Source organism: Herbaspirillum rhizosphaerae (assembly GCF_046025915.1).
Taxonomy (GTDB): domain Bacteria; phylum Pseudomonadota; class Gammaproteobacteria; order Burkholderiales; family Burkholderiaceae_D; genus Herbaspirillum; species Herbaspirillum rhizosphaerae_A.
In genome coordinates, this window is sequence record NZ_JAQQFR010000001.1 from 417,937 (window position 1) to 436,182 (window position 18,246).

The 18,246-nt window shown below is 56.1% G+C and carries 20 protein-coding genes and 1 pseudogene; 14 read left to right on the plus strand and 7 right to left on the minus strand.

Annotation, left to right across the window (positions count from 1 at the left end):
• Window positions 1-93 precede the first annotated feature (93 nt).
• From PQR63_RS01925 to gyrB, 4 genes are all read left to right on the plus strand, one after another.
• Complete coding sequence (locus tag PQR63_RS01925) at window positions 94-861, plus strand: class II glutamine amidotransferase (RefSeq protein WP_408165149.1); 768 nt, start codon at window positions 94-96, stop codon at window positions 859-861.
• A gap of 413 nt (window positions 862-1,274) precedes the next feature.
• Window positions 1,275-2,702, plus strand: a complete 1,428-nt coding sequence (gene dnaA, locus PQR63_RS01930) for a chromosomal replication initiator protein DnaA (RefSeq protein WP_408165151.1) — start codon at window positions 1,275-1,277, stop codon at window positions 2,700-2,702.
• Window positions 2,703-3,081: 379 nt separating this feature from the next.
• On the plus strand, window positions 3,082-4,188 hold the full coding sequence (gene dnaN / locus PQR63_RS01935; protein WP_408165152.1) for a DNA polymerase III subunit beta: 1,107 nt from the start codon (window positions 3,082-3,084) through the stop codon (window positions 4,186-4,188).
• 161 nt (window positions 4,189-4,349) lie between these two features.
• Complete coding sequence (gene gyrB, locus PQR63_RS01940; RefSeq protein WP_408165154.1) at window positions 4,350-6,848, plus strand: DNA topoisomerase (ATP-hydrolyzing) subunit B; 2,499 nt, start codon at window positions 4,350-4,352, stop codon at window positions 6,846-6,848.
• Window positions 6,849-7,018: 170 nt separating this feature from the next.
• On the opposite strand, the gene PQR63_RS01945 is transcribed toward gyrB, so the two are convergent.
• The gene (locus tag PQR63_RS01945; RefSeq protein ID WP_408165156.1) at window positions 7,019-8,113 is read right to left on the minus strand and encodes a DNA cytosine methyltransferase; all 1,095 of its coding nucleotides are present in this window, start codon (window positions 8,111-8,113) and stop codon (window positions 7,019-7,021) included.
• 50 nt (window positions 8,114-8,163) lie between these two features.
• Here PQR63_RS01945 and PQR63_RS01950 point away from each other — a divergent pair, with 50 nt between their 5' ends.
• The 5 genes and pseudogenes from PQR63_RS01950 (at window position 8,164) to PQR63_RS01965 (ending at window position 10,717) form a co-directional block, all read left to right on the plus strand.
• Window positions 8,164-8,442 carry a helix-turn-helix domain-containing protein gene (locus PQR63_RS01950; RefSeq protein ID WP_408165158.1) on the plus strand — a complete coding sequence of 93 codons (279 nt, stop codon included), beginning with the start codon at window positions 8,164-8,166 and terminating at the stop codon, window positions 8,440-8,442.
• A complete protein-coding gene (locus PQR63_RS01955) occupies window positions 8,432-9,520 on the plus strand; it encodes a hypothetical protein (RefSeq protein WP_408165160.1) in 1,089 nt (362 codons plus the stop codon). Before PQR63_RS01950 ends, PQR63_RS01955 begins: the two co-directional genes overlap by 11 nt.
• A gap of 145 nt (window positions 9,521-9,665) precedes the next feature.
• Window positions 9,666-9,731: pseudogene (locus PQR63_RS23625) on the plus strand (hypothetical protein); the annotation flags it as partial.
• Window positions 9,732-9,899: 168 nt separating this feature from the next.
• Window positions 9,900-10,346, plus strand: a complete 447-nt coding sequence (locus tag PQR63_RS01960) for an SRPBCC family protein (RefSeq protein ID WP_408165161.1) — start codon at window positions 9,900-9,902, stop codon at window positions 10,344-10,346.
• A 59-nt stretch (window positions 10,347-10,405) separates the two neighbouring features.
• Complete coding sequence (locus PQR63_RS01965; protein ID WP_408165162.1) at window positions 10,406-10,717, plus strand: YdcA family protein; 312 nt, start codon at window positions 10,406-10,408, stop codon at window positions 10,715-10,717.
• An 18-nt stretch (window positions 10,718-10,735) separates the two neighbouring features.
• Here the strand turns inward: PQR63_RS01965 and PQR63_RS01970 are convergent, their stop codons facing one another.
• Together PQR63_RS01970 and PQR63_RS01975 are read right to left on the minus strand one after the other, a co-directional pair.
• A complete protein-coding gene (locus PQR63_RS01970) occupies window positions 10,736-11,362 on the minus strand; it encodes an ABC transporter ATP-binding protein (RefSeq protein ID WP_408165370.1) in 627 nt (208 codons plus the stop codon).
• Window positions 11,363-11,492: 130 nt separating this feature from the next.
• Window positions 11,493-12,206, minus strand: coding sequence for a DUF421 domain-containing protein (locus PQR63_RS01975; protein WP_408165164.1), 714 nt, complete (start codon window positions 12,204-12,206; stop codon window positions 11,493-11,495).
• Window positions 12,207-12,441: 235 nt separating this feature from the next.
• Here PQR63_RS01975 and PQR63_RS01980 point away from each other — a divergent pair, with 235 nt between their 5' ends.
• The 4 genes from PQR63_RS01980 to PQR63_RS01995 all read left to right on the plus strand — a co-directional run bounded on the left by PQR63_RS01980 (window position 12,442) and on the right by PQR63_RS01995 (window position 15,284).
• Window positions 12,442-13,380 (plus strand): LysR family transcriptional regulator, encoded by a 939-nt coding sequence (locus PQR63_RS01980; protein ID WP_408165166.1) that lies wholly within the window; start codon window positions 12,442-12,444, stop codon window positions 13,378-13,380.
• Between the two features lie 79 nt (window positions 13,381-13,459).
• On the plus strand, window positions 13,460-14,389 hold the full coding sequence (locus PQR63_RS01985) for an ornithine cyclodeaminase family protein (protein WP_408165168.1): 930 nt from the start codon (window positions 13,460-13,462) through the stop codon (window positions 14,387-14,389).
• A 326-nt stretch (window positions 14,390-14,715) separates the two neighbouring features.
• Entirely contained in the window at window positions 14,716-14,901 is a 186-nt protein-coding gene (locus PQR63_RS01990; RefSeq protein ID WP_408165170.1) for a hypothetical protein, read from the plus strand.
• A 155-nt stretch (window positions 14,902-15,056) separates the two neighbouring features.
• Window positions 15,057-15,284 (plus strand): hypothetical protein, encoded by a 228-nt coding sequence (locus PQR63_RS01995; RefSeq protein WP_408165171.1) that lies wholly within the window; start codon window positions 15,057-15,059, stop codon window positions 15,282-15,284.
• Between the two features lie 35 nt (window positions 15,285-15,319).
• On the opposite strand, the gene PQR63_RS02000 is transcribed toward PQR63_RS01995, so the two are convergent.
• The 4 genes from PQR63_RS02000 to PQR63_RS02015 form a co-directional block, all read right to left on the minus strand.
• Entirely contained in the window at window positions 15,320-15,619 is a 300-nt protein-coding gene (locus PQR63_RS02000; protein WP_408165173.1) for a 4Fe-4S dicluster domain-containing protein, read from the minus strand.
• 42 nt (window positions 15,620-15,661) lie between these two features.
• Window positions 15,662-16,039, minus strand: coding sequence for a hypothetical protein (locus PQR63_RS02005; protein ID WP_408165175.1), 378 nt, complete (start codon window positions 16,037-16,039; stop codon window positions 15,662-15,664).
• A gap of 77 nt (window positions 16,040-16,116) precedes the next feature.
• Window positions 16,117-16,680, minus strand: coding sequence for an RNA polymerase sigma factor (locus PQR63_RS02010; RefSeq protein WP_094566014.1), 564 nt, complete (start codon window positions 16,678-16,680; stop codon window positions 16,117-16,119).
• A gap of 102 nt (window positions 16,681-16,782) precedes the next feature.
• Window positions 16,783-16,956, minus strand: coding sequence for a hypothetical protein (locus PQR63_RS02015; RefSeq protein ID WP_408165177.1), 174 nt, complete (start codon window positions 16,954-16,956; stop codon window positions 16,783-16,785).
• A gap of 178 nt (window positions 16,957-17,134) precedes the next feature.
• Between PQR63_RS02015 and PQR63_RS02020 the strand changes: the two genes are divergently transcribed.
• On the plus strand, window positions 17,135-18,244 hold the full coding sequence (locus PQR63_RS02020) for a GGDEF domain-containing protein (protein WP_408165179.1): 1,110 nt from the start codon (window positions 17,135-17,137) through the stop codon (window positions 18,242-18,244).
• Window positions 18,245-18,246 lie beyond the last annotated feature (2 nt).

Below are 18,246 nucleotides of genomic sequence, written 5' to 3' on the forward strand. Positions count from 1 at the left end.
CATTGATCGCTGCAGGCAGGTTTTGTCCGAATTTGTCCGCTTTTATCTGTATTCCATCAACACTCACTCCAGCCTCACCGCTTCGCCGACATCATGTGCCAGTTACTCGGGATGAATTGCAACACCCCCACCGACATCGTTTTCAGTTTCACCGGTTTTGCAAATCGCGGCGGATTGACGGATCACCACAGCGACGGCTGGGGCATCGCCTTCTTTGAAGGCTCCGGCGTGCGCCACTTCGTCGACTACCAATCCGCCATCACCTCGCCGGTCGCCGAGTTGATCAAGAGTTGCCCGATCAAATCCCAGCATGTCATCGCCCACATCCGCAAAGCCACGCAAGGCCGCGTCTCGCTGGCCAATTGCCATCCTTTTGTGCGTGAACTGTGGGGACGTTATTGGGTGTTCGCTCACAACGGTGACCTCAAGAATTTCACCCCGACCTTAAATGGCCCCTATCGTCCCGTCGGCACCACCGACAGCGAACTGGCGTTTTGCTACCTGTTGCAGCAGTTGCGCAACCGCTTCGGCGAAAACCTGCCGCCCTTGGCCGATCTGACGCAAGAGTTGCGCGAACTTACGCACTATATCGCCGGACATGGCCCATTTAACATGCTGTTGTCGGATGGGTCAGCCCTGTTTTCGCACTGCTCCACCAATCTGTACTACATCATCCGCCAGCACCCGTTTGCTTCGGCGCATTTGTCTGACCAGGATATTTCTGTGGATTTCTCCGAAGTCACCACCTCCAAAGACCGCGTCGCCGTCATCGTCACGCAACCTTTGACCACCAACGAAACCTGGACCCAGTTCCAGCAAGGCGAACTCAAAGTCTTTGTCGACGGCGCCGTTGTCGAATAAGCAGGATCAAGCCTGAATAAATGTGAATAAGTCCTTGGTAACAGTCATTACCAGGAGTTATTCACATCCGCTTGATTGATTAATAACTAAGCAGCACAGCGCCGCGACAACCCCGTATTGACGGCTCTGGCAGCAGGTTTATCACCTTCTACCGCCCTCCGCAGCCCGTTTTTGCCCCGCAATCACCGGTTTTCGATATTTCCGTCAATGCTTTGGCCGGCGATCGATATACATTTTTACTCTGTCAAAAGCAGTCTCTGCCTGTGGATAACTTTTCCCCATCAGAGTAAAATAGCGCGATGCGCAGTGTTGACATCAGGCTTCCCCCAAGTCAGCTCGGCACGCTTTTTTTGCGCAATTGCATATCGTATTTGCAACGCCTCTTTGCCCCTCATATTTAGATAAGAAGATTCATGGAAAATTTTTGGCAGGCTTGCTCCGCAAAGCTGGAGCAGGAACTGACGCCGCAGCAATATAGCGCCTGGATCAAGCCGCTGGCTCCGCTTGATTACGAAGATGGCCGCCTGCGTATTGCCGCGCCCAACCGTTTCAAGCTCGACTGGGTCAAGACCCAGTTCGCCAGCCGCATCACGACTATTGCCTCCGAGTACTGGGAAATGCAGATCGACGTCGAGTTCGTCCTCGATCCGCGTATCGGCGCAGCCCGTCGCGCTGCAGCTGCAGCGCCGATGCCTGCGGGCGCCGCCGGCATGCACAGCAATGGCGGCAACAGCCACGGCACCATGCTTGACGGCTATCCGACCGGTATCCAGCAATCTTTCGCCGAGCCGGTACCCCCGCCGGTCACTCCACGTCAGGAGTTGTCTCGCATTAACTCGGTGCTGACCTTCGACAACCTCGTCACCGGTAAAGCCAACCAGCTCGCGCGCGCCGCTGCGACGCAGGTCGCCAACAACCCGGGCGTGTCCTACAACCCGCTGTTCCTGTATGGCGGCGTCGGCCTGGGCAAGACCCACGTCATCCACGCCATCGGCAATCAGGTGCTGGCCGACAACCCCAACGCCAAGATCCGCTACATCCACGCCGAGCAATACGTACGCGACGTGGTCACGGCCTATCAGCGCAAGGGTTTCGATGACTTCAAGCGCTATTACCACTCGCTCGACCTGCTGCTGATCGACGATATTCAATTCTTCGGCGGCAAAAGCCGCACCCAGGAAGAGTTCTTCTACGCCTTTGAAGCCCTGATCGCCGCCAAAAAGCAGATCATCATCACCAGCGACACCTATCCCAAGGAAATCAGCGGCATGGATGATCGCTTGATTTCGCGCTTCGATTCCGGCCTCACCGTCGCCATCGAGCCGCCCGAGCTGGAAATGCGCGTCGCCATTCTGATGAAAAAGGCCACCCTGGAAGGTGTCCAGCTGTCCGACGATGTCGCCTTCTTCGTCGCCAAGCACCTGCGCTCCAACGTTCGCGAGCTCGAAGGCGCCTTGCGCAAGATCCTCGCGTACTCCCGATTCCACGGTAAGGACATCACCATCGACGTCGTCAAAGATGCGTTAAAAGACCTCTTATCCGTCCAAAACCGTCAGATCTCCGTTGAAAACATCCAAAAAACCGTCGCCGACTTCTTCAACATCAAAGTCGCCGACATGTATTCCAAGAAGCGCCCGGCCAATATCGCCCGCCCGCGCCAGATCGCCATGTACCTGGCCAAGGAACTGACGCAAAAAAGCCTGCCGGAAATCGGTGACCTCTTCGGCGGCCGCGACCACACCACCGTGCTGCACGCGGTACGCAAGATCGCCGCCGACCGCACCAAAAATCCGGAATGCAACCACGAACTCCACGTGCTTGAGCAGACCCTGAAAGGTTGATTTGAGAACCCCAATTTGCCCCTTCAACAAGGGTTGATTTGATACAATGAGAGAGTTGGTCCGGTTTGTCCCGGCGACTCTTTTGTTGCTAAAAAAGCATGGCGCGGTCAGTGGGCGGTTAGTCAGTCGTCATCGTCATGTCATGGGGTGGGCATACCGTAAGCGAGGATGGATTCGTCGCGCAGCACGATGTAGCGCAGCAGCACAGAGGCAGCAGCAAGCCCGCGCTATCGCAACGAAGCCCTTTTCAAATTGCAGCAACTTTGCGGAAACGACGGCAAAACTGAGCGCAGACGGAGGACCAGACCGGATTGCAGACAGAATTTGAAAGCGGCTTTCAGCATCCTTTAAACCACTAATTACCAAGGATATAGAGACTATGCAATTGGTCAAAACCCAACGAGATACGCTTCTCCGGCCACTGCAAATAGTGAGTGGTATTGTCGAGCGTCGGCACACATTGCCGATTCTGGCCAATATCCTCATTCGCAAGGACGGCGAAAAAGTGTCTTTCCTGTCGACCGACATCGAAGTGCAGATCACCACGCACGCCGAAGTCGGCTCCGGTAGCGAAGCCACCGCCACCACCGTCGCCGCGCGCAAACTGCTCGACATTCTGCGCGCCCTGCCCGATTCGGGCGAAGTGACGGTTACCCTGTCCAACAAGCGCCTGACGGTGCAATCCGGCAAGTCGCGTTTTGCTCTGCAAACGCTGGCCGCCGAAGAATTCCCGACCGTCGCCCAGGCCGAGCACTACAACGCGCAAGTCACGCTGCCGCAAAAGACCCTGAAGCACCTGTTCAACATGGTCCACTTCTCGATGGCGCAGCAAGACATCCGTTACTACCTCAACGGCCTGCTGCTGGTCGTCGAAGGCAAGAACGTCATCGCCGTTGCCACCGACGGTCACCGTCTGGCTTTCTGCCAGGTCGCGACCGAGCAAGAATTCCCGCGCCAGGAAGTCATCATCCCGCGCAAGACCATCATCGAACTGCAGCGCCTGCTGGACGAAAGCGACGAACCAGTCCAACTGGAAATCGCCAACAACCAGGTCAAGCTGACTTTCGCCGATATCGAACTGATCTCCAAGCTGGTCGAAGGCAAGTTCCCCGACTACACCCGCGTAGTGCCGAAGGGCTACAAGAACAACTTCACCATCGGCCGCGAACAGCTGCTGCGCTCGCTGCAACGTGCCGCGATCATGACCAGCGACAAGTTCAAGGGCGTGCGTTGGGTGATTGCACCAGGCAGCCTCAAGATCAGCTCCACCAATGCCGACCAGGAAGAAGCGGTTGAAGAACTCGAAATCGACTACGGCGGCGACAGCGTCGACATCGGTTTCAACGTCACCTACCTGCTCGACGTGTTGAACAACCTCAAGGGTGACTTCGTCAACATCGCCCTGGGCGACGCCAACTCCTCCGCATTGATCACCATTCCCGACAATGCCGATTTCAAATACGTCGTCATGCCGATGCGCATTTGATTTCAGTTAGCAGAAAGTAGACGAGGGGCCGTGCGTAAGACGGCCCTTCGCCACTTTTAAGAATTCGGTTTCATCCCCGATTTCAGCAGTTCGCTTGCAGTTTCCTTGTAGTTTCTTAGTATTTAGTCAGGCAGTTCCGTTAGTTTTTTCAGAAGGTAGCCATGTCCCAAGTCCCAGCAGACAACACCGATCAACCGCAACAAAATCAATATGGAGCCTCCTCCATCCAGATTCTGGAAGGTCTGGAAGCGGTCCGCAAACGTCCCGGCATGTACATCGGCGACACCTCTGACGGCACTGGTCTGCACCACCTCGTCTTCGAAGTTCTGGATAACTCCATCGACGAATCGCTCGCCGGCCATTGCACCGAAATCCACGTCACGATTCACTCCGACAACTCGATCTCGATCACCGACAACGGCCGCGGCATCCCGACCGGCATCAAGATGGACGACAAGCACGATCCCAAGCGCTCCGCCGCCGAGATCGTCATGACCGAGCTGCACGCCGGCGGCAAGTTCGACCAGAATTCCTACAAGGTTTCCGGCGGCCTGCACGGCGTGGGCGTCTCTTGCGTCAACGGCCTGTCCAAACTGCTGCGCCTGACTATCCGTCGCGACGGCAAAATGTACGGCATGGAATTCGTGCGCGGTATCCCGCAAGACCGCCAGATCGAAACCATCGACGGCGTCCAGGTCTCTCCGATCAAAGTCCTCGGCGACACCGACAAGCGCGGCACCGAAGTCCACTTCTGGGCCGACGAAGAAATCTTCACCCACGTTGAATTCCACTACGAAATCCTGGCCAAGCGCATCCGCGAACTGTCCTTCCTCAACAACGGCGTGCACATCCGCCTGACCGACCAGCGCACCGGCAAGGAAGAAGACTTCGCCTTCGAAGGCGGCACCCGCGGCTTCGTTGAATACATCAACAAGAACAAGAGCGTTCTCAACCCGACCATTTTCCAGGCCACCGGCGAACGCATGTCGGACCAGAACACCAATATCAGCGTCGACGTCTCCATGCAATGGAACGACGCCTACAACGAGCAAGTGCTCTGCTTCACCAACAACATTCCGCAACGTGACGGCGGCACTCACCTCACCGGCCTGCGCGCCGCGATGACCCGCGTCATCAACAAGTACATCGAAGAAAACGACTTCGCCAAAAAAGCCAAGGTCGAAGTCTCCGGCGACGACATGCGCGAAGGCCTCACCTGCGTCTTGTCCGTCAAAGTCCCCGAGCCAAAGTTCAGCTCGCAGACCAAAGACAAGCTGGTATCGAGCGAAGTCCGCGGCCCGGTTGAAGAAATCGTCGCCAAGACCCTCACCGACTTCCTGCAAGAAAAACCGAACGACGCCAAGATCATCTGCGGCAAGATCGTCGAAGCCGCGCGCGCCCGCGAAGCCGCACGCAAGGCACGCGAACTGACCCGCCGCAAAGGCGTCATGGACGGCCTCGGTCTCTCCGCCAAACTGGCCGACTGCCAGGAGAAGGATCCGGCGCTGTGCGAACTCTACATCGTCGAGGGTGACTCCGCGGGCGGCTCGGCCAAACAAGGCCGCGACCGTAAATTCCAGGCCATCCTGCCACTGCGCGGTAAGGTCCTCAACGTCGAAAAGGCGCGCTTCGAAAAGATGCTCTCCTCCGAGCAGATCACCACCCTGATCGCCACCCTCGGCACCAGCATCGGCCCGGACGAATTCAACGCCGACAAACTGCGCTACCACCGCATCATCATCATGACCGATGCGGACGTCGACGGCGCCCACATCCGCACCCTGCTGCTCACCCTGTTCTATCGCCAGATGCCGCAACTGGTCGAGCGCGGTCACATCTACATCGCCCAACCGCCGCTCTACAAGGTCAAGGCCGGCAAGGACGAGCGCTACCTGAAAGATGACGTCGAAGAAGCGCACTACATGATGCAGATCGCCTTGAACGATGCAGAGCTCGTCCCAAGCGAAGGCGCAGCACCCATCAGCGGCGCACCGCTGACCGAACTGGTCCGTCAGTACAACACCGCCAACGCCATCATCATGCGCTTGACGCGCATGATCGACGCCACCGCGCTGTCCGCCATCATGACCGGCGTCACCCTGCAGCTGAACACCGCTGCTGAAGCCGAGCAATCGGCCATCGCGCTGAAGACCGCGATCAACGACCCGGGCATCGACGTCATCGTCCGCTCCGACGAGCTGACCGACAAGCACATCCTGCGCATCCAGCGCATGTACCACGGCAACATCAAAGTCACCGCCATCGACACTGACTTCGTCAACGGCCCCGACTATCAAGTGTTGGCCAATGCAGCCGCAACCTTCCGCGGTCTCATCGGACGCGGCGCACTGATCCGCCGCGGCACCGGCGACAAGATCAAGGAAAGCGCCATCAACGACTTCCACCAGGCCATGGCATGGCTACGCGAAGAAGCCGAACGCGGCGTCAGCAAGCAGCGCTATAAAGGTCTGGGTGAAATGAATCCGGAACAGCTGTGGGAAACCACCATGGACCCAACTGTCCGCCGTCTGTTGAAAGTGCAAATCGAAGACGCGATCGCCGCGGATCAGATTTTCATGACGCTGATGGGCGATGATGTTGAACCGCGCCGTGCGTTTATTGAGTTGAATGCGCTGCAGGCTGGGAATATTGATGTTTGATGATGAGGTCTAGAGAATTTGGAGACTCTCACGAGTTCCATTTTCATAGCTGTTAGACGACTCTGAATCTTCGCTAGCAAAGAATGCCCCGATACAAATCGGGGCATTTTTATATTTGATATTCGTACAAACTCTATTGCTGATAAGTGAGAGACATCATCTTTCCAAATTCAGGAAAATTCAATTTCTCCTTGTTTCTCACCTTTTGGAACAACAACTCCGCTTAAGGCGTCGGACACCGAAAACGCAACTGCTTTAGCTAGATCACTGGGCACTGCATTGCCTATTTGAGTGTACTGAGAGCTTATCGGGCCAGAGAATTTATAGTCTAAAGGGAATGTTTGAATAGCAGCAGCTTCTTTCACGGTAATTCTTCGTAGACTGCTGGGTGCATCATTCATTCCAAGCGGAAGGCCGCCATTTCTAAGCGACGAATGATAGTTTTCCACCCAATTTTCTTTCCCTTCAAATACGTGTGCCTCGTCGATAATCGGCGTTTTATTTCCACCCATACTTGCTGGGAGGGTACAAGAAACTCCGTCTGTATTTATCGGGCGGCCAAGTCCGTTAAACAACATCCCAGCGTAAGGTGATTTACGCATAACAGGATTTTCCGCCAGGGTGATTTTTGCTTTGCAAGTAAGTGGATTTTTCTCGGTTCCTGCAGGCCCAAAATGTGTGAGGATTTCACGAACTGAAAGCGGATCTTTTTTATATTTTTCAAAATAGGCCGCATTGAATACGATCCCCATAGATTTTCTAAATCCGACAAAGAAAACGCGCTCACGAGATTGGGGAACTCCAAAGTCTTTTGCATTTAAGAGATAGAGACTTGCACAATATCCAGCAACTTGAGCTCGCCGCATTAGTTCATCACGAATAGCACTGAATTTTGCCAATGAAGCAAGAGCCTTAACATTTTCCATTACGAAAACGGATGGCTTAAGATATTCAACAACATCCATGTAAGAAAAGACCAATTTGCTTCTTTCATCATCTAAGTCCATTTTGCCAGCAACCGAAAATCCCTGGCATGGCGGACCTCCTATGACGCAGTCAATCGTTCCGGGTTTGGGGAGTTCATTGAATACGTCATTTATATCTCCGCGATGCATGACCCCTTCACGATGATTCAAATCGTATGTTGCTGCGGCATGAGGCATTAATTCGTTGGCCCAAACAATATTAAACCCAGCCTTTTGAAAACCAATATCCATGCCACCGGCACCGGTGAATAGAGAAACAGCCGTAAATTTTTCAGTCATTAAATTATTCGATTTTGGAATACTTAGTTAATTGTAGCACGCTTGCCCCCATGAAATTCACCCGCCTCAGCTCTATTCATGACGTACGCCACCAAAGGCTCATTGGATTACTTGTGAAGGCACGTAATGAGGCCGGAATTTCCCAGACTGAACTGGCGCATGCTCTCGGACTAAAACAACCAGATATTTCCAAGATCGAAAATAACGAGCGCAGGCTCGATGTTATCGAATTCTTGGATGTTGTGACTTTCATCTCAATCCGTTGCAAGCGCCCTAGTTTGGTTCGTGAAATTATTAACCAAATTTTAGAGGGAACGCGTGACGCCTGATCAAAGAAATATTAAAGCTAAAAAATTTGTCAGCGAATGGCTCATTAAAGGGCGAGACTTTAGCCCCCCCGCTGAAGTGATGGCAACTCTGTCAGAAGCACAAAGGGTTCTTACAGATCTTATTCCAATAAAAAGCAAAGGATTTCGAGGGGTAGTGCTTACCGCGATTGTTGGTATGGAACTCGATCCAACATACTCACCGCTGATCGATTTCTATGACTGCAATCCTCGAGCAATCTTTGAGCAAGGGATCTTTTATGCATTGCAAGACGCGCTGATTCCTTGTGGGAAATCAGATCCATTAAATGTGGCAAAAAACATTCAGAAATTGGACTACGACTGGGCAAGAAGACGCCGCCCTGAATCAGCCGCTATGGCCGTTGTCAATTATCTCAAATTGTTAGATAAGGCGCGAGATAACCCTACCCACTATACTAATCTCTTACTGCTCTACTTTCATGAATTGTACCTTTATGGACAATACGTGAAGAGCCTCTATGTTCCAATGCAACAAAACACAAATACAGCGCCATTGGAAATGGGGGAAAAATTTGCCAAATTTACTACGGATTGTCCTGAGGGCGGAAGCGTTCCACAATTCATCGTTGGGCATCTTCTCAACCTTTTGAGAGAGCATGACCTAAAAGTGGCCACTGTCGAAGGCTATGAAGAAAGTGTTTTTGGGACAAATACCACGTCAAAAAAACCCGCAGATATTTGGGAAGTTCTAACAGACGGGACTATCGGTACCCTATATGAAGTAACAGTAAAGCAAATAGATAAAAAAAGGCTTGACGACATTGTCGACGCCACAATCGGACAAACATGGGAAGACCGCCCTGTTACATTTATTTGTAATCTTCCTCGTGACATCACAAGCCTCGGCATACTGAAACCATTTATAACTTACCGAGAAAAACATTTCCAGTTCTTAGACATTCAGCATTTTGTTCGGATCACGTATAGTTTACTAAACGACGAACAACGGGTCAGATTCAATGCCTTTGTCGATGTTTTTGTGAGCGACGTTAATCGAGATGTGGCAACTAAACAGTATTGGAGTACCAATTTTAGTTAATTGGAGCCGCATCTTTGGTGCAGACCCAAAATGACGCTGGTTGAGATATGTGATCTAGGTTAGCAGGAGTCACCGGAGCAACTAGCCAATCTAATGGAGCAGAATATTCCTGTCTCCAGTCGGCGCACAATCAACAATGTAAAAAGGCGTAGTCTCTAACTACGCCGGTGCTGACTTTATTTGCAATGATGGGTCTGTCAGCATCTTGTAGGAGTTGCCATTTAATCTGATGCGCTTTGGCATGGAACTTAACTGTCATAAAATATGAGCTCTGCTCCCAAAGCGGACACACCAAGTTGATTGCGATTTTTACAATCTCTGCTCATTCACAACAATTAAAACTTCCCTTAAGAGAAGCCGGACTCAAAGGAGACACACCATGCCAACAGGAACCGTAGAGTTACACCGCATCCTCCGCACCACCCCCGACAAAATCTACCGCGCCTTCACCGACGCAGCTGCCCTCGCCAAGTGGCTTCCGCCCTACGGTTTCACCTGCACGGTGGAGCATCTGGAGGCCAAAGTCGGCGGTACCTTCCGCATGTCGTTTTCAAACTTCACCAGCGGCAACGGCCACTCTTTCGGCGGCGAATATAAGGAGCTGGTACCGGGCGAACTGATTCGTTACACGGACAAGTTTGATGATCCGAATCTGCCTGGCGAATTGCTGGTGACGGTGAAGTTGAAGCCGGTCTTGACCGGCACGGAAGTGCGCATTACGCAGTCGGGGATTCCGGAGCTCATTCCGGTGGAGATGTGTTATCTCGGTTGGCAGGAGTCGCTGGCGCAACTGGCCAATCTGGTGGAGCCGAATATTCCCGGCTAGCGTGAGACTGTATTGCTCAAGTCGGCGCGCAATCAATAATAAAAAAGGGAGGGGGCGGGATGAAGACCGTTTGGCTTTTTCTCGCGCTGGCTTTTATCGCGGTTCATCAATCTGCCGTCGCTACCAACACGCCTTGTTCAGGGAAAAAGGGTGGCGTCTCTCACTGTGCCGGTGCTGACTTTATTTGTAATGACGGTTCTGTCAGCGGGTCGAAGAAGGTCTGTTCTATGTCCAACCAGCAGCGGCTGATGCCGCTTGCGAAGGATGATGAGGATGGCTGCAGTTGTCGCAGCCATCGCTATTGCACTGGCCCGCGCGGAGGGCAGTTTTGTTATACGGACAACGGCGATAAAAGTTATCGGCGTCGCTGACTTGTTTTAGTCTTAGCCTTAGTCGCCCAGATCGATGATGCTGGTTGTCGGGATTTCCGGCGGCGTCTCATAAAAGCTTGCGATCCAGGCTTGCTCGCCACCCTCTGCAAACTGTGCGAGCACTTCACACACAAAATTAATCGATCCCTTGTCCAGGCTGGCAAACGGATCATCCAGCAAATTCACCACCGCTCCCGCAGCAAACGCTCCCGCCAGATAGACCTTGCGCTTGCTGCCGGTCGACAGCATGAACAGCTTCTTCTCCACATGCGGCGTCAGCGACAAGCCTTCCAATAATTCCGGCAGCGCCGCATCGTCAAAGCCGGGAAAACGCGCCCGCACCGACGCAAAATATTCCGGCACCGTCATCTGGTCGAATGCTTCCGTACGCGGGTCGACGTAGTAGACCTGTTGCTTGTATTGCCCGGCTTGTTCGTCCAGGCGAATGCCGTTGATGGCCAGTTGGCCGCTGTGTGCTTTCTGTTCGCCGGCCAGCAGGCGGATCAGGCTGGTTTTGCCGCGTCCGTCGCCGCCGCGGATGATGGTGACGCCGGCGGGGATGGCGAGCGTGAGCTTGTTGAACAGTTCGCGCTCGGGGTAGTTGAAGCTCAGGTCGGTCGCCTGGAGGATAGTCGGGCTGGTCATCGGGGTGGTGTCTTTGTGTTGGTTGTCGGCGTTGCGTTCACAGGGCGCAAGGGCCATTCGTCGTTTGCAGGATTGTAAAGCAGCGTGTAAATCAGCAGGGGCATGTGCTTGCTCGCATGGCTATCCGGCTTCACGTCGCTTTGTGCGGATCGGCACGGTGATCAGCATCGGAGGCGAGGTTGCGAGCGGTATGCAACGTAATGGTGATCTCCCCATTCCTCTCCAGCACCGCGCGCGCTACGTGCTCCAGCGTGGCGCCGTCTTCCTTCTTGCGCAGGGCGACGTCGATGTCGCGGTCGCTGATCAGGCCGGCGCGCATCTGGTGGTGGTCTTTGCGGCCGTCTTTGACGAGCAGGCGTTCGGTGCCGCTGATGAGGTCGTCGAGCCATGACCAGCGCGTGACCAGCACGCCGATCAGGCGGTGCAGCAGGACCAGTACGGCGCCGGCGGCAAGTGTCGGCAGCATCGGCGAGGCGCCGACGATGGCGCGGCTGAGGATGGCGCCGAGCAGCACCGTGATGCACAGGTCAAACGCGCTGCGCTGGCCGAATGAGCGGCGGCCGGCGATGCGCAGGAAGATCAGCGTGAAGCAGAACACGATCAGCGCACGGATGACCATGGCGGTCGCGCCGATCTGGTCGGTGGCGTCGATGAGCTGGTTGAGGTCTTGCATGCGGTTTTCTCGATTGCGGGTTGTGGGGTTGTCGGATGGGACGAGAGGCGATTGTAATTCAGGGCGGAGGGCTTCCAATGCGGGATTGGCGTGCATTTGTGGTGGCGGCAGTTGCTGGTGCGACGCTGGGTCCTGACTTTCGTCAGGACGACAGTGTAATGGGGAAGTCATTGGCGGCGTGATTGGTGTTGGGCTTGCGGCAAGCCGAATCCTGTCGCACAAAACCTTATCATCAAGGCAATGCCGAAACGGCATGGGACTTTCCCATGCTGTATTTGTATAGTGATATGCCGGAAAAGCCACGTCGCCAAGCGTCTTCATCGCACAGTCAACGCGCCGGCATTGCGGCGAATTCAAACCAATTCAAGCCACTTCAAGCGAAACTTCAGGGAAAAGAGCGGGAACAATGGAAATCAAATGGGTCGAGGACTTTTTGTCGGTGGTGGAGACGCTCAACTTCAGCCGCTCGGCGAAGCTGCGCAATGTGACGCAACCGGCGTTCGGTCGCCGCGTCCGTTCGCTGGAGGCCTGGCTTGGCGCGGAGCTGTTTGACCGCTCCACGTACCCGTGTGCGCTGACGCCGGCGGGCGAGTCCTTTGTGCCGATCGCGCGCGAGATGCTCAATCAGTCGACCCAGGCGCGCCTGATCCTGCGCGGTCAGCTGGCCGGTGCGCAGGCGACGGTGAAGTTCGCCATGCCGCACACTTTGCTGCTGACCTTGTATCCCAAGCTGCTGTCCGAAATCGAGAAGACCACCGGCCCCATGGCGACCACCGTGCAGGCCACCAATGTGCACGATGCCGTAATGGCACTGGTCGAGCGCAACTGCGATCTGCTGATCTGCTATCACCATCCGCAGCAGGGCATCGATCTGGACAGCGAACGCTATGCGATGCTGTCGCTCGGCAAAGAGCCGCTGCGTCCCTACGTCAAAGCCGTGCGCAAGGGCGTGCCCAAGTACGCGCTGCCGGGCACGCCTGCGGAGCCGGTGCCTTTCCTGAGCTATTCTTCCTATTCGTCGCTGAGCCGCATCGTCGAGAAGCAGCTCAGCGCCAGCCCGCGCCCGGTGCATGTGTTCCGCCGCTTTGAATCCGACCTGGCCGAGGGTTTGAAGAGTATGGTGCTGGAAGGCCACGGCGTTGCCTGGCTGCCGGCCAGCGCCGTCACGCGCGAAGTCGCCGAAGGCAAGCTGACCCTGGCGGTCGCACCCAATGACAATGAGGCCCTCGCAACGGGCCTGTGGAGCGACGAAATGGATATCCGCGTCTATCGCCGCATCGATGACGCACGACCGGATCTGGATCGCATCTGGGCCTGCCTGAGTGCGGCGCATGGGGTACGTTAATCCTGTGCGCTGATCCTGCATGCGATCCGTCAGTACAAAATTTGCATCAACTCACCCAAGTACATAGAAGAGGACCACCGTGAAGCTCATTACCAATCAACAAGTCAGCGAACTCGTCACCACCGCCGACGCCGTGCAAGCCATGCGCGAAGCCTTCGCCGCCGCCGGTAGCGGCGCCCAGCAGGCGCGCGTGCGCACCAGCGCTTCCAACGGCGTGATGCTGTCGATGATGGGCGCGGTGATTCCCGACGCAGGCATCGCCGGCGCCAAGGTCTACACGACGATCAAGGGCGCGTTCAAGTTTGTGATCACGCTGTTCTCGACCGAAACCGGCGCCCCGCTGGCAACCATCGAAGGCGACACCATGACCGGCCTGCGCACGGCTGCCGCCACCGCCGTGGCTTGCGACGCACTGGCGCGCAAGGACGTCGACACGCTGGCCATCATCGGCACCGGCGTGCAGGCGCGCTCGCATATCCCTGCGATCCTGCAGGTGCGCAAGTTCAAGGAAATCCTGATCGCTGGTCTCTCCGGCCAGCAAGAACTGGCGGACGAAGTCACCAAGACCTACGGCATCCCCGCACGCGTGGTGGAGATCGACGACGCCGCACGTCAGGCCGACGTGCTGGTGACCGTGACGCGCGCGACCACGCCACTGTTCTCGGGTGACCTGTTGAAGCCGGGCGCGTTCGTCGCCGCCGTCGGCGCCAGCAAGGCCAACGTGCGCGAGCTGGACGACGTCGCCATCAAGCGCGCCGCAGCGCTGGTGGTGGAATGGAAGCCGCAGGCGCAAACCGAAGCCGGCGATCTGGTGCAATGCGCACCGGGTACTTTCGACTGGGCCAATGTGTGGGAGCTGGGCCAGGCTGTTGACGGCAGCATCGGCTATAAGCGCAAGGGCGGCAAAGACGACGATATCGTAATCTACAAAGCCATCGGTATCGGTCTGGAAGACGTGGCGCTGGCGGGTCTGGCGTACCGCAAGGCGGCGGCGCAAAACGGCTGGTAGTCGCGACAACGAGCTAGCCATTAGTCTGGCGATATGGCAAACGGCGGCTTGCGGGTCGCCGTTTTGCTTTTATGTATGTCCTGGATGGCAGGTACGCTAGCTGACGACACTGGGTCCTGACTTTCGTCAGGACGACGGCGGTAGTAAATCCTGCAGGCTTCGATTTCACCTACCGTTGTCCCAGCGTCGTCAACGGCGGCGGAACTACCCTACTCACTGCTCACGCAATTGCAGACCTCTTCCTACGCCAGCTTGCGACACTGTCCGATGCCGGTCGCAGCGCGTGTCGACTAAAGTGATAGATGTCACCAAGGAAGGAGCACCCCATGCCTAATCCCCCAATCCCTCAGAGCAAGTCCGATGCATCATCCTCCGCGCGACCCAATCCAGACCGCGAATATGAGGACTCGACCGAGAGCAAACTCGATCACAGCAAGCCGCCGCATCATGACAAAACGGCGGCAGACAAGCAGCACAAGGACGAGCCGCAACTCTCCGTCGGCAAGCCTTGAACAGTGATTGTTTCATTGCGGCAAGCGGGGCCGCAGATGGGCGCGTGCTCCATGACAGACGCACTTCACAGGAGTAAGCTGATCCTCGTTAGGCCCGCCTGCGTCTACCTGTCTTTCCCTCTGGGCGCGCAGCCGGAAGCCTGAAGGAGAACATCATGCGCAATCAAGATACCGTTCGCCCGACCTCGACTCCGGTGTTCCGCTTCACGGCTCCCCTTCCGCCGAAATCTCCCGCTGCGGAAGAAACCTTCGATCCCGACCACGAATACGAAGACTCCACCGAAACCCGCCTCGATCACACCCGCCCGCCGCATCATGACGAGGCGGCAGACAAGCTGAAAAAACACAAGGAAGAACCGCAGATTTCGATCGGCGATGCGTAGGGTTTGTCCGGTGTCTGAGAGTGCGGGAGTTGGTCTTACGCCACCGCGCGCGCCAGCGTAATCGCCTTCTCCGGACAAGCCGTCACGCATAATCCGCAAGCGCGGCAGGCCTCGGCGTTGGGGGTGTAGGCGACCTGCATGCCGTGTACGCGCAGCTTCAGTTTATTGAGCAAACCGAGCGGTGCGTAGTCCGCATCGTCGATGCGGCGAATCGTGAAGACGTTCTCGGGGCAGACATCAAGACAATCGCCCTTCCCTTCGCAACGCTTTAAATTGACCACCGGCACAATGACGCCGGCAGGCTGTTTGCAGCCGGTCGTTGAGTTTTTGTTCATGGTGTTCTTTCCGCCGACCGGCTTTGATTTGATGTGGACGGCTTAGACGCTGCCAGGTGTTTGCGGTGGATTGGGCGGCACATCTTTCGTGTCGACGTCGCCACGATGCCAGCCGCCGCGGAATCGGCCAAAGCCGCGCATGCCTTCCTTGAACTTCTTGCGTTCTTCTTCACTCATCTGTTCCCAGCGCTGACGCCGGTCATGGCAACCGCCACGGCCGCGGAAGCCGCCGAACAGGATCTTGCACAGCACGAACAATCCCAGTGCCTGTATATAGTCGATCTGGTGCGCGCCGGTGAACAGGGACGGCATCAGCCAGTTCCACAAGGACATGACGACAAAGCCGAGTGCGGCGACGCCGGCGATGATGAAGACCAGGATCTTCCAGAATTTACGTTTGCAGTGCATGGGGCCGTTCATTTTTTCCTCCGTACAGATTGAATCAGGTTAAAGATGGAATTCAAGGTGCAGTGCAGATGGTGAATTTCAGATCGCGACTACAAATTGAACTCGTCATATAGGGTTTGCAGGCGTGACCGCAGATGCAGTACCGCATAGCGTTTGCGCCCCAGCAGCGTGTTGATGCTCACGCCGCTTTCAGCGGCCAGTTCTTTAAAGCTGCGCCGCTCCAGTTCATGCGCGATAAAGACTTCGCGTTGTTCCGGAGGCAGTTCTTCCAGCGCGTCCTGCAACTCGGCCAGCAGCATGGAGCGCGCATAAGCGGCTTCCGGGCCGGCGTCGGTATCAGGCAGCATCTGCTCGAGCCAGCCGTCGTCGTCGTCTTCCGCATCGGCGGAAGCATCCGGCAGGGCTTGCTCTTTCTTCTTGCGAAACCGATCAATGATGCGGTTGCGCGCCACACGAAACAGCCACGCGCCGACCTGTTCGATCGGTTCGGGCAGACGGCAGGCTTCCACCAATTCGAAAAACACATCCTGCAAAATGTCTTCCGCCTCGCTCGGATCGGGTACCCGCGTGCGAATGAAGTTGCGCAGCCGTACGCGCTCGCGCAGGACGGTGTCGGTGATGTGTTTATCGTTTTGAGCCATCGTCGGTTCCATGCTGTGAAGACGGATCACAGCGGCGGATATTGTGAGAACGGCAAAATAATCTGAAGGCGGTGTTTTCAGGCCGCAAATGGTGCGTCATTCTAAGGGAGAACATTACCGGTCTACAGCAAAGTCATCGTCGTCTGTTTTGCCGATCATCACGTCGATCACGAGCACTTTTCCGGCCAGGGTCGCAAAGTCTGAAAACCGGCGTGGATGCGGCTTTGCGGCCGGATTGTTGTCGACATGGCCACGAATGTTGTCGATGTTATTACGCTTGAGACGCAATGCGTTGTGTTTTTATTCAGGCTTTCACATAAAAGCTGCCGGAAGCGCGTTTTGGGGATGTACAGTTGCGCCGGATCGTTTTACATTCTCTGATTGAGGGCGATTTTTCAGGGGTGTATTTCAGAAGCTGTATTTCCAACGCAGGATAAAAGTTAAATAACAACGGGAAAAAGCGACGATGGCAGCTGTGCAGACGGACGTCAGCGATAAACATGGTTTCGGCATCGGCCTCAGCGGCGGTGCGGGAGCGACCGTGTCGTTGCGCCTTCCCGGCCATCCCATGAGCGAGCCCGACGAACGTCTGGGCCGCCTGCTGTGGAACATCACCTCGCTGGCCGGCCTGCTGTGCGACGCACCGATCACCATGATCTCGCAATTGCAGGGCGAATTCGATTGCTCCGAACGCGGTGCCTTGACGATGACAGCTGCCGTCGCCCTCGACAGCGGTGTCGATCATCGCCGCCAATGGTGGCGTTTTGCAGGACAGTCGAGCGTGGTGTGCAGTATCGCCGACTTCAGCCTTTGCGAAACCGCCGTCACCACACCCGACCGTATTACCGAAATCGGTGACCTCCGCCTCGATAGCCGTTGCGCCGATCTGGCCATGTTGAAGACCGTGCCTGAGGCGCGCTTCTATGCAGCGATTCCACTGAGCGATCAACACGGCGAACTCATCGGCACGCTATGCGTACTTGACCGCGTGCCGCGCCGTCTGACACCGCATCAGCGCGACGGCCTGCGTCTGTTGGCGCAGCAGTTCATGGAACAGTTGGAAATGCATCGCGACATGCAGCAGTTGCAGCGCCAGACGCTGACCGATGCATTGACCGGCGTCGGCAATCGCCGCGGGTTTGACCGTCGCCTGCACGAAGAATGGTCGCGCCATATTCGCAGCGGTGCCGCCTTGTCGCTGCTGATGATCGATGTCGACAAGTTCAAGCAATACAACGACGTCTATGGCCATCCGGCCGGCGACGTCATCCTCAATCTGCTGTGCGAGTTGCTGCGCATGCCGCTACGCGCCAGCGACTTCGTGGCGCGCTACGGCGGCGACGAGTTTTCCATCATCCTGCCCAATACGCCGCAGGCGGGCGCGCAACTGGTGGTGGATCGGATTCAGACCATGCTGACGACGGCGCAGTGGCCGAACTGCATGGTGACCGTCAGCGTCGGCATCGCCACGCTGGAGCCGGAAGAAACCTGCGACTTCGCCACGCTGCTGGCACGTGCTGATCAAGCCATGTATCTGTGCAAGCGCAGCCGCCGCGAAGCGGACAAGCGCGACTGACT

Excerpts from the sequence above, each read along its gene's own strand:
- PQR63_RS01925 (WP_408165149.1), top strand. The coding sequence starts at position 94 with ATGTGCCAGTTACTCGGGATGAATTGCAACACCCCCACCGACATCGTT.
- dnaA (WP_408165151.1), top strand. The coding sequence starts at position 1,275 with ATGGAAAATTTTTGGCAGGCTTGCTCCGCAAAGCTGGAGCAGGAACTG.
- dnaN (WP_408165152.1), top strand. The coding sequence starts at position 3,082 with ATGCAATTGGTCAAAACCCAACGAGATACGCTTCTCCGGCCACTGCAA.
- gyrB (WP_408165154.1), top strand. The coding sequence starts at position 4,350 with ATGTCCCAAGTCCCAGCAGACAACACCGATCAACCGCAACAAAATCAA.
- PQR63_RS01945 (WP_408165156.1), bottom strand. The coding sequence starts at position 8,113 with ATGACTGAAAAATTTACGGCTGTTTCTCTATTCACCGGTGCCGGTGGC.
- PQR63_RS01950 (WP_408165158.1), top strand. The coding sequence starts at position 8,164 with ATGAAATTCACCCGCCTCAGCTCTATTCATGACGTACGCCACCAAAGG.
- PQR63_RS01960 (WP_408165161.1), top strand. The coding sequence starts at position 9,900 with ATGCCAACAGGAACCGTAGAGTTACACCGCATCCTCCGCACCACCCCC.
- PQR63_RS01965 (WP_408165162.1), top strand. The coding sequence starts at position 10,406 with ATGAAGACCGTTTGGCTTTTTCTCGCGCTGGCTTTTATCGCGGTTCAT.
- PQR63_RS01970 (WP_408165370.1), bottom strand. The coding sequence starts at position 11,362 with ATGACCAGCCCGACTATCCTCCAGGCGACCGACCTGAGCTTCAACTAC.
- PQR63_RS01975 (WP_408165164.1), bottom strand. The coding sequence starts at position 12,206 with ATGACTTCCCCATTACACTGTCGTCCTGACGAAAGTCAGGACCCAGCG.
- PQR63_RS01980 (WP_408165166.1), top strand. The coding sequence starts at position 12,442 with ATGGAAATCAAATGGGTCGAGGACTTTTTGTCGGTGGTGGAGACGCTC.
- PQR63_RS01990 (WP_408165170.1), top strand. The coding sequence starts at position 14,716 with ATGCCTAATCCCCCAATCCCTCAGAGCAAGTCCGATGCATCATCCTCC.
- PQR63_RS01995 (WP_408165171.1), top strand. The coding sequence starts at position 15,057 with ATGCGCAATCAAGATACCGTTCGCCCGACCTCGACTCCGGTGTTCCGC.
- PQR63_RS02000 (WP_408165173.1), bottom strand. The coding sequence starts at position 15,619 with ATGAACAAAAACTCAACGACCGGCTGCAAACAGCCTGCCGGCGTCATT.
- PQR63_RS02005 (WP_408165175.1), bottom strand. The coding sequence starts at position 16,039 with ATGAACGGCCCCATGCACTGCAAACGTAAATTCTGGAAGATCCTGGTC.
- PQR63_RS02010 (WP_094566014.1), bottom strand. The coding sequence starts at position 16,680 with ATGGAACCGACGATGGCTCAAAACGATAAACACATCACCGACACCGTC.
- PQR63_RS02020 (WP_408165179.1), top strand. The coding sequence starts at position 17,135 with ATGGCAGCTGTGCAGACGGACGTCAGCGATAAACATGGTTTCGGCATC.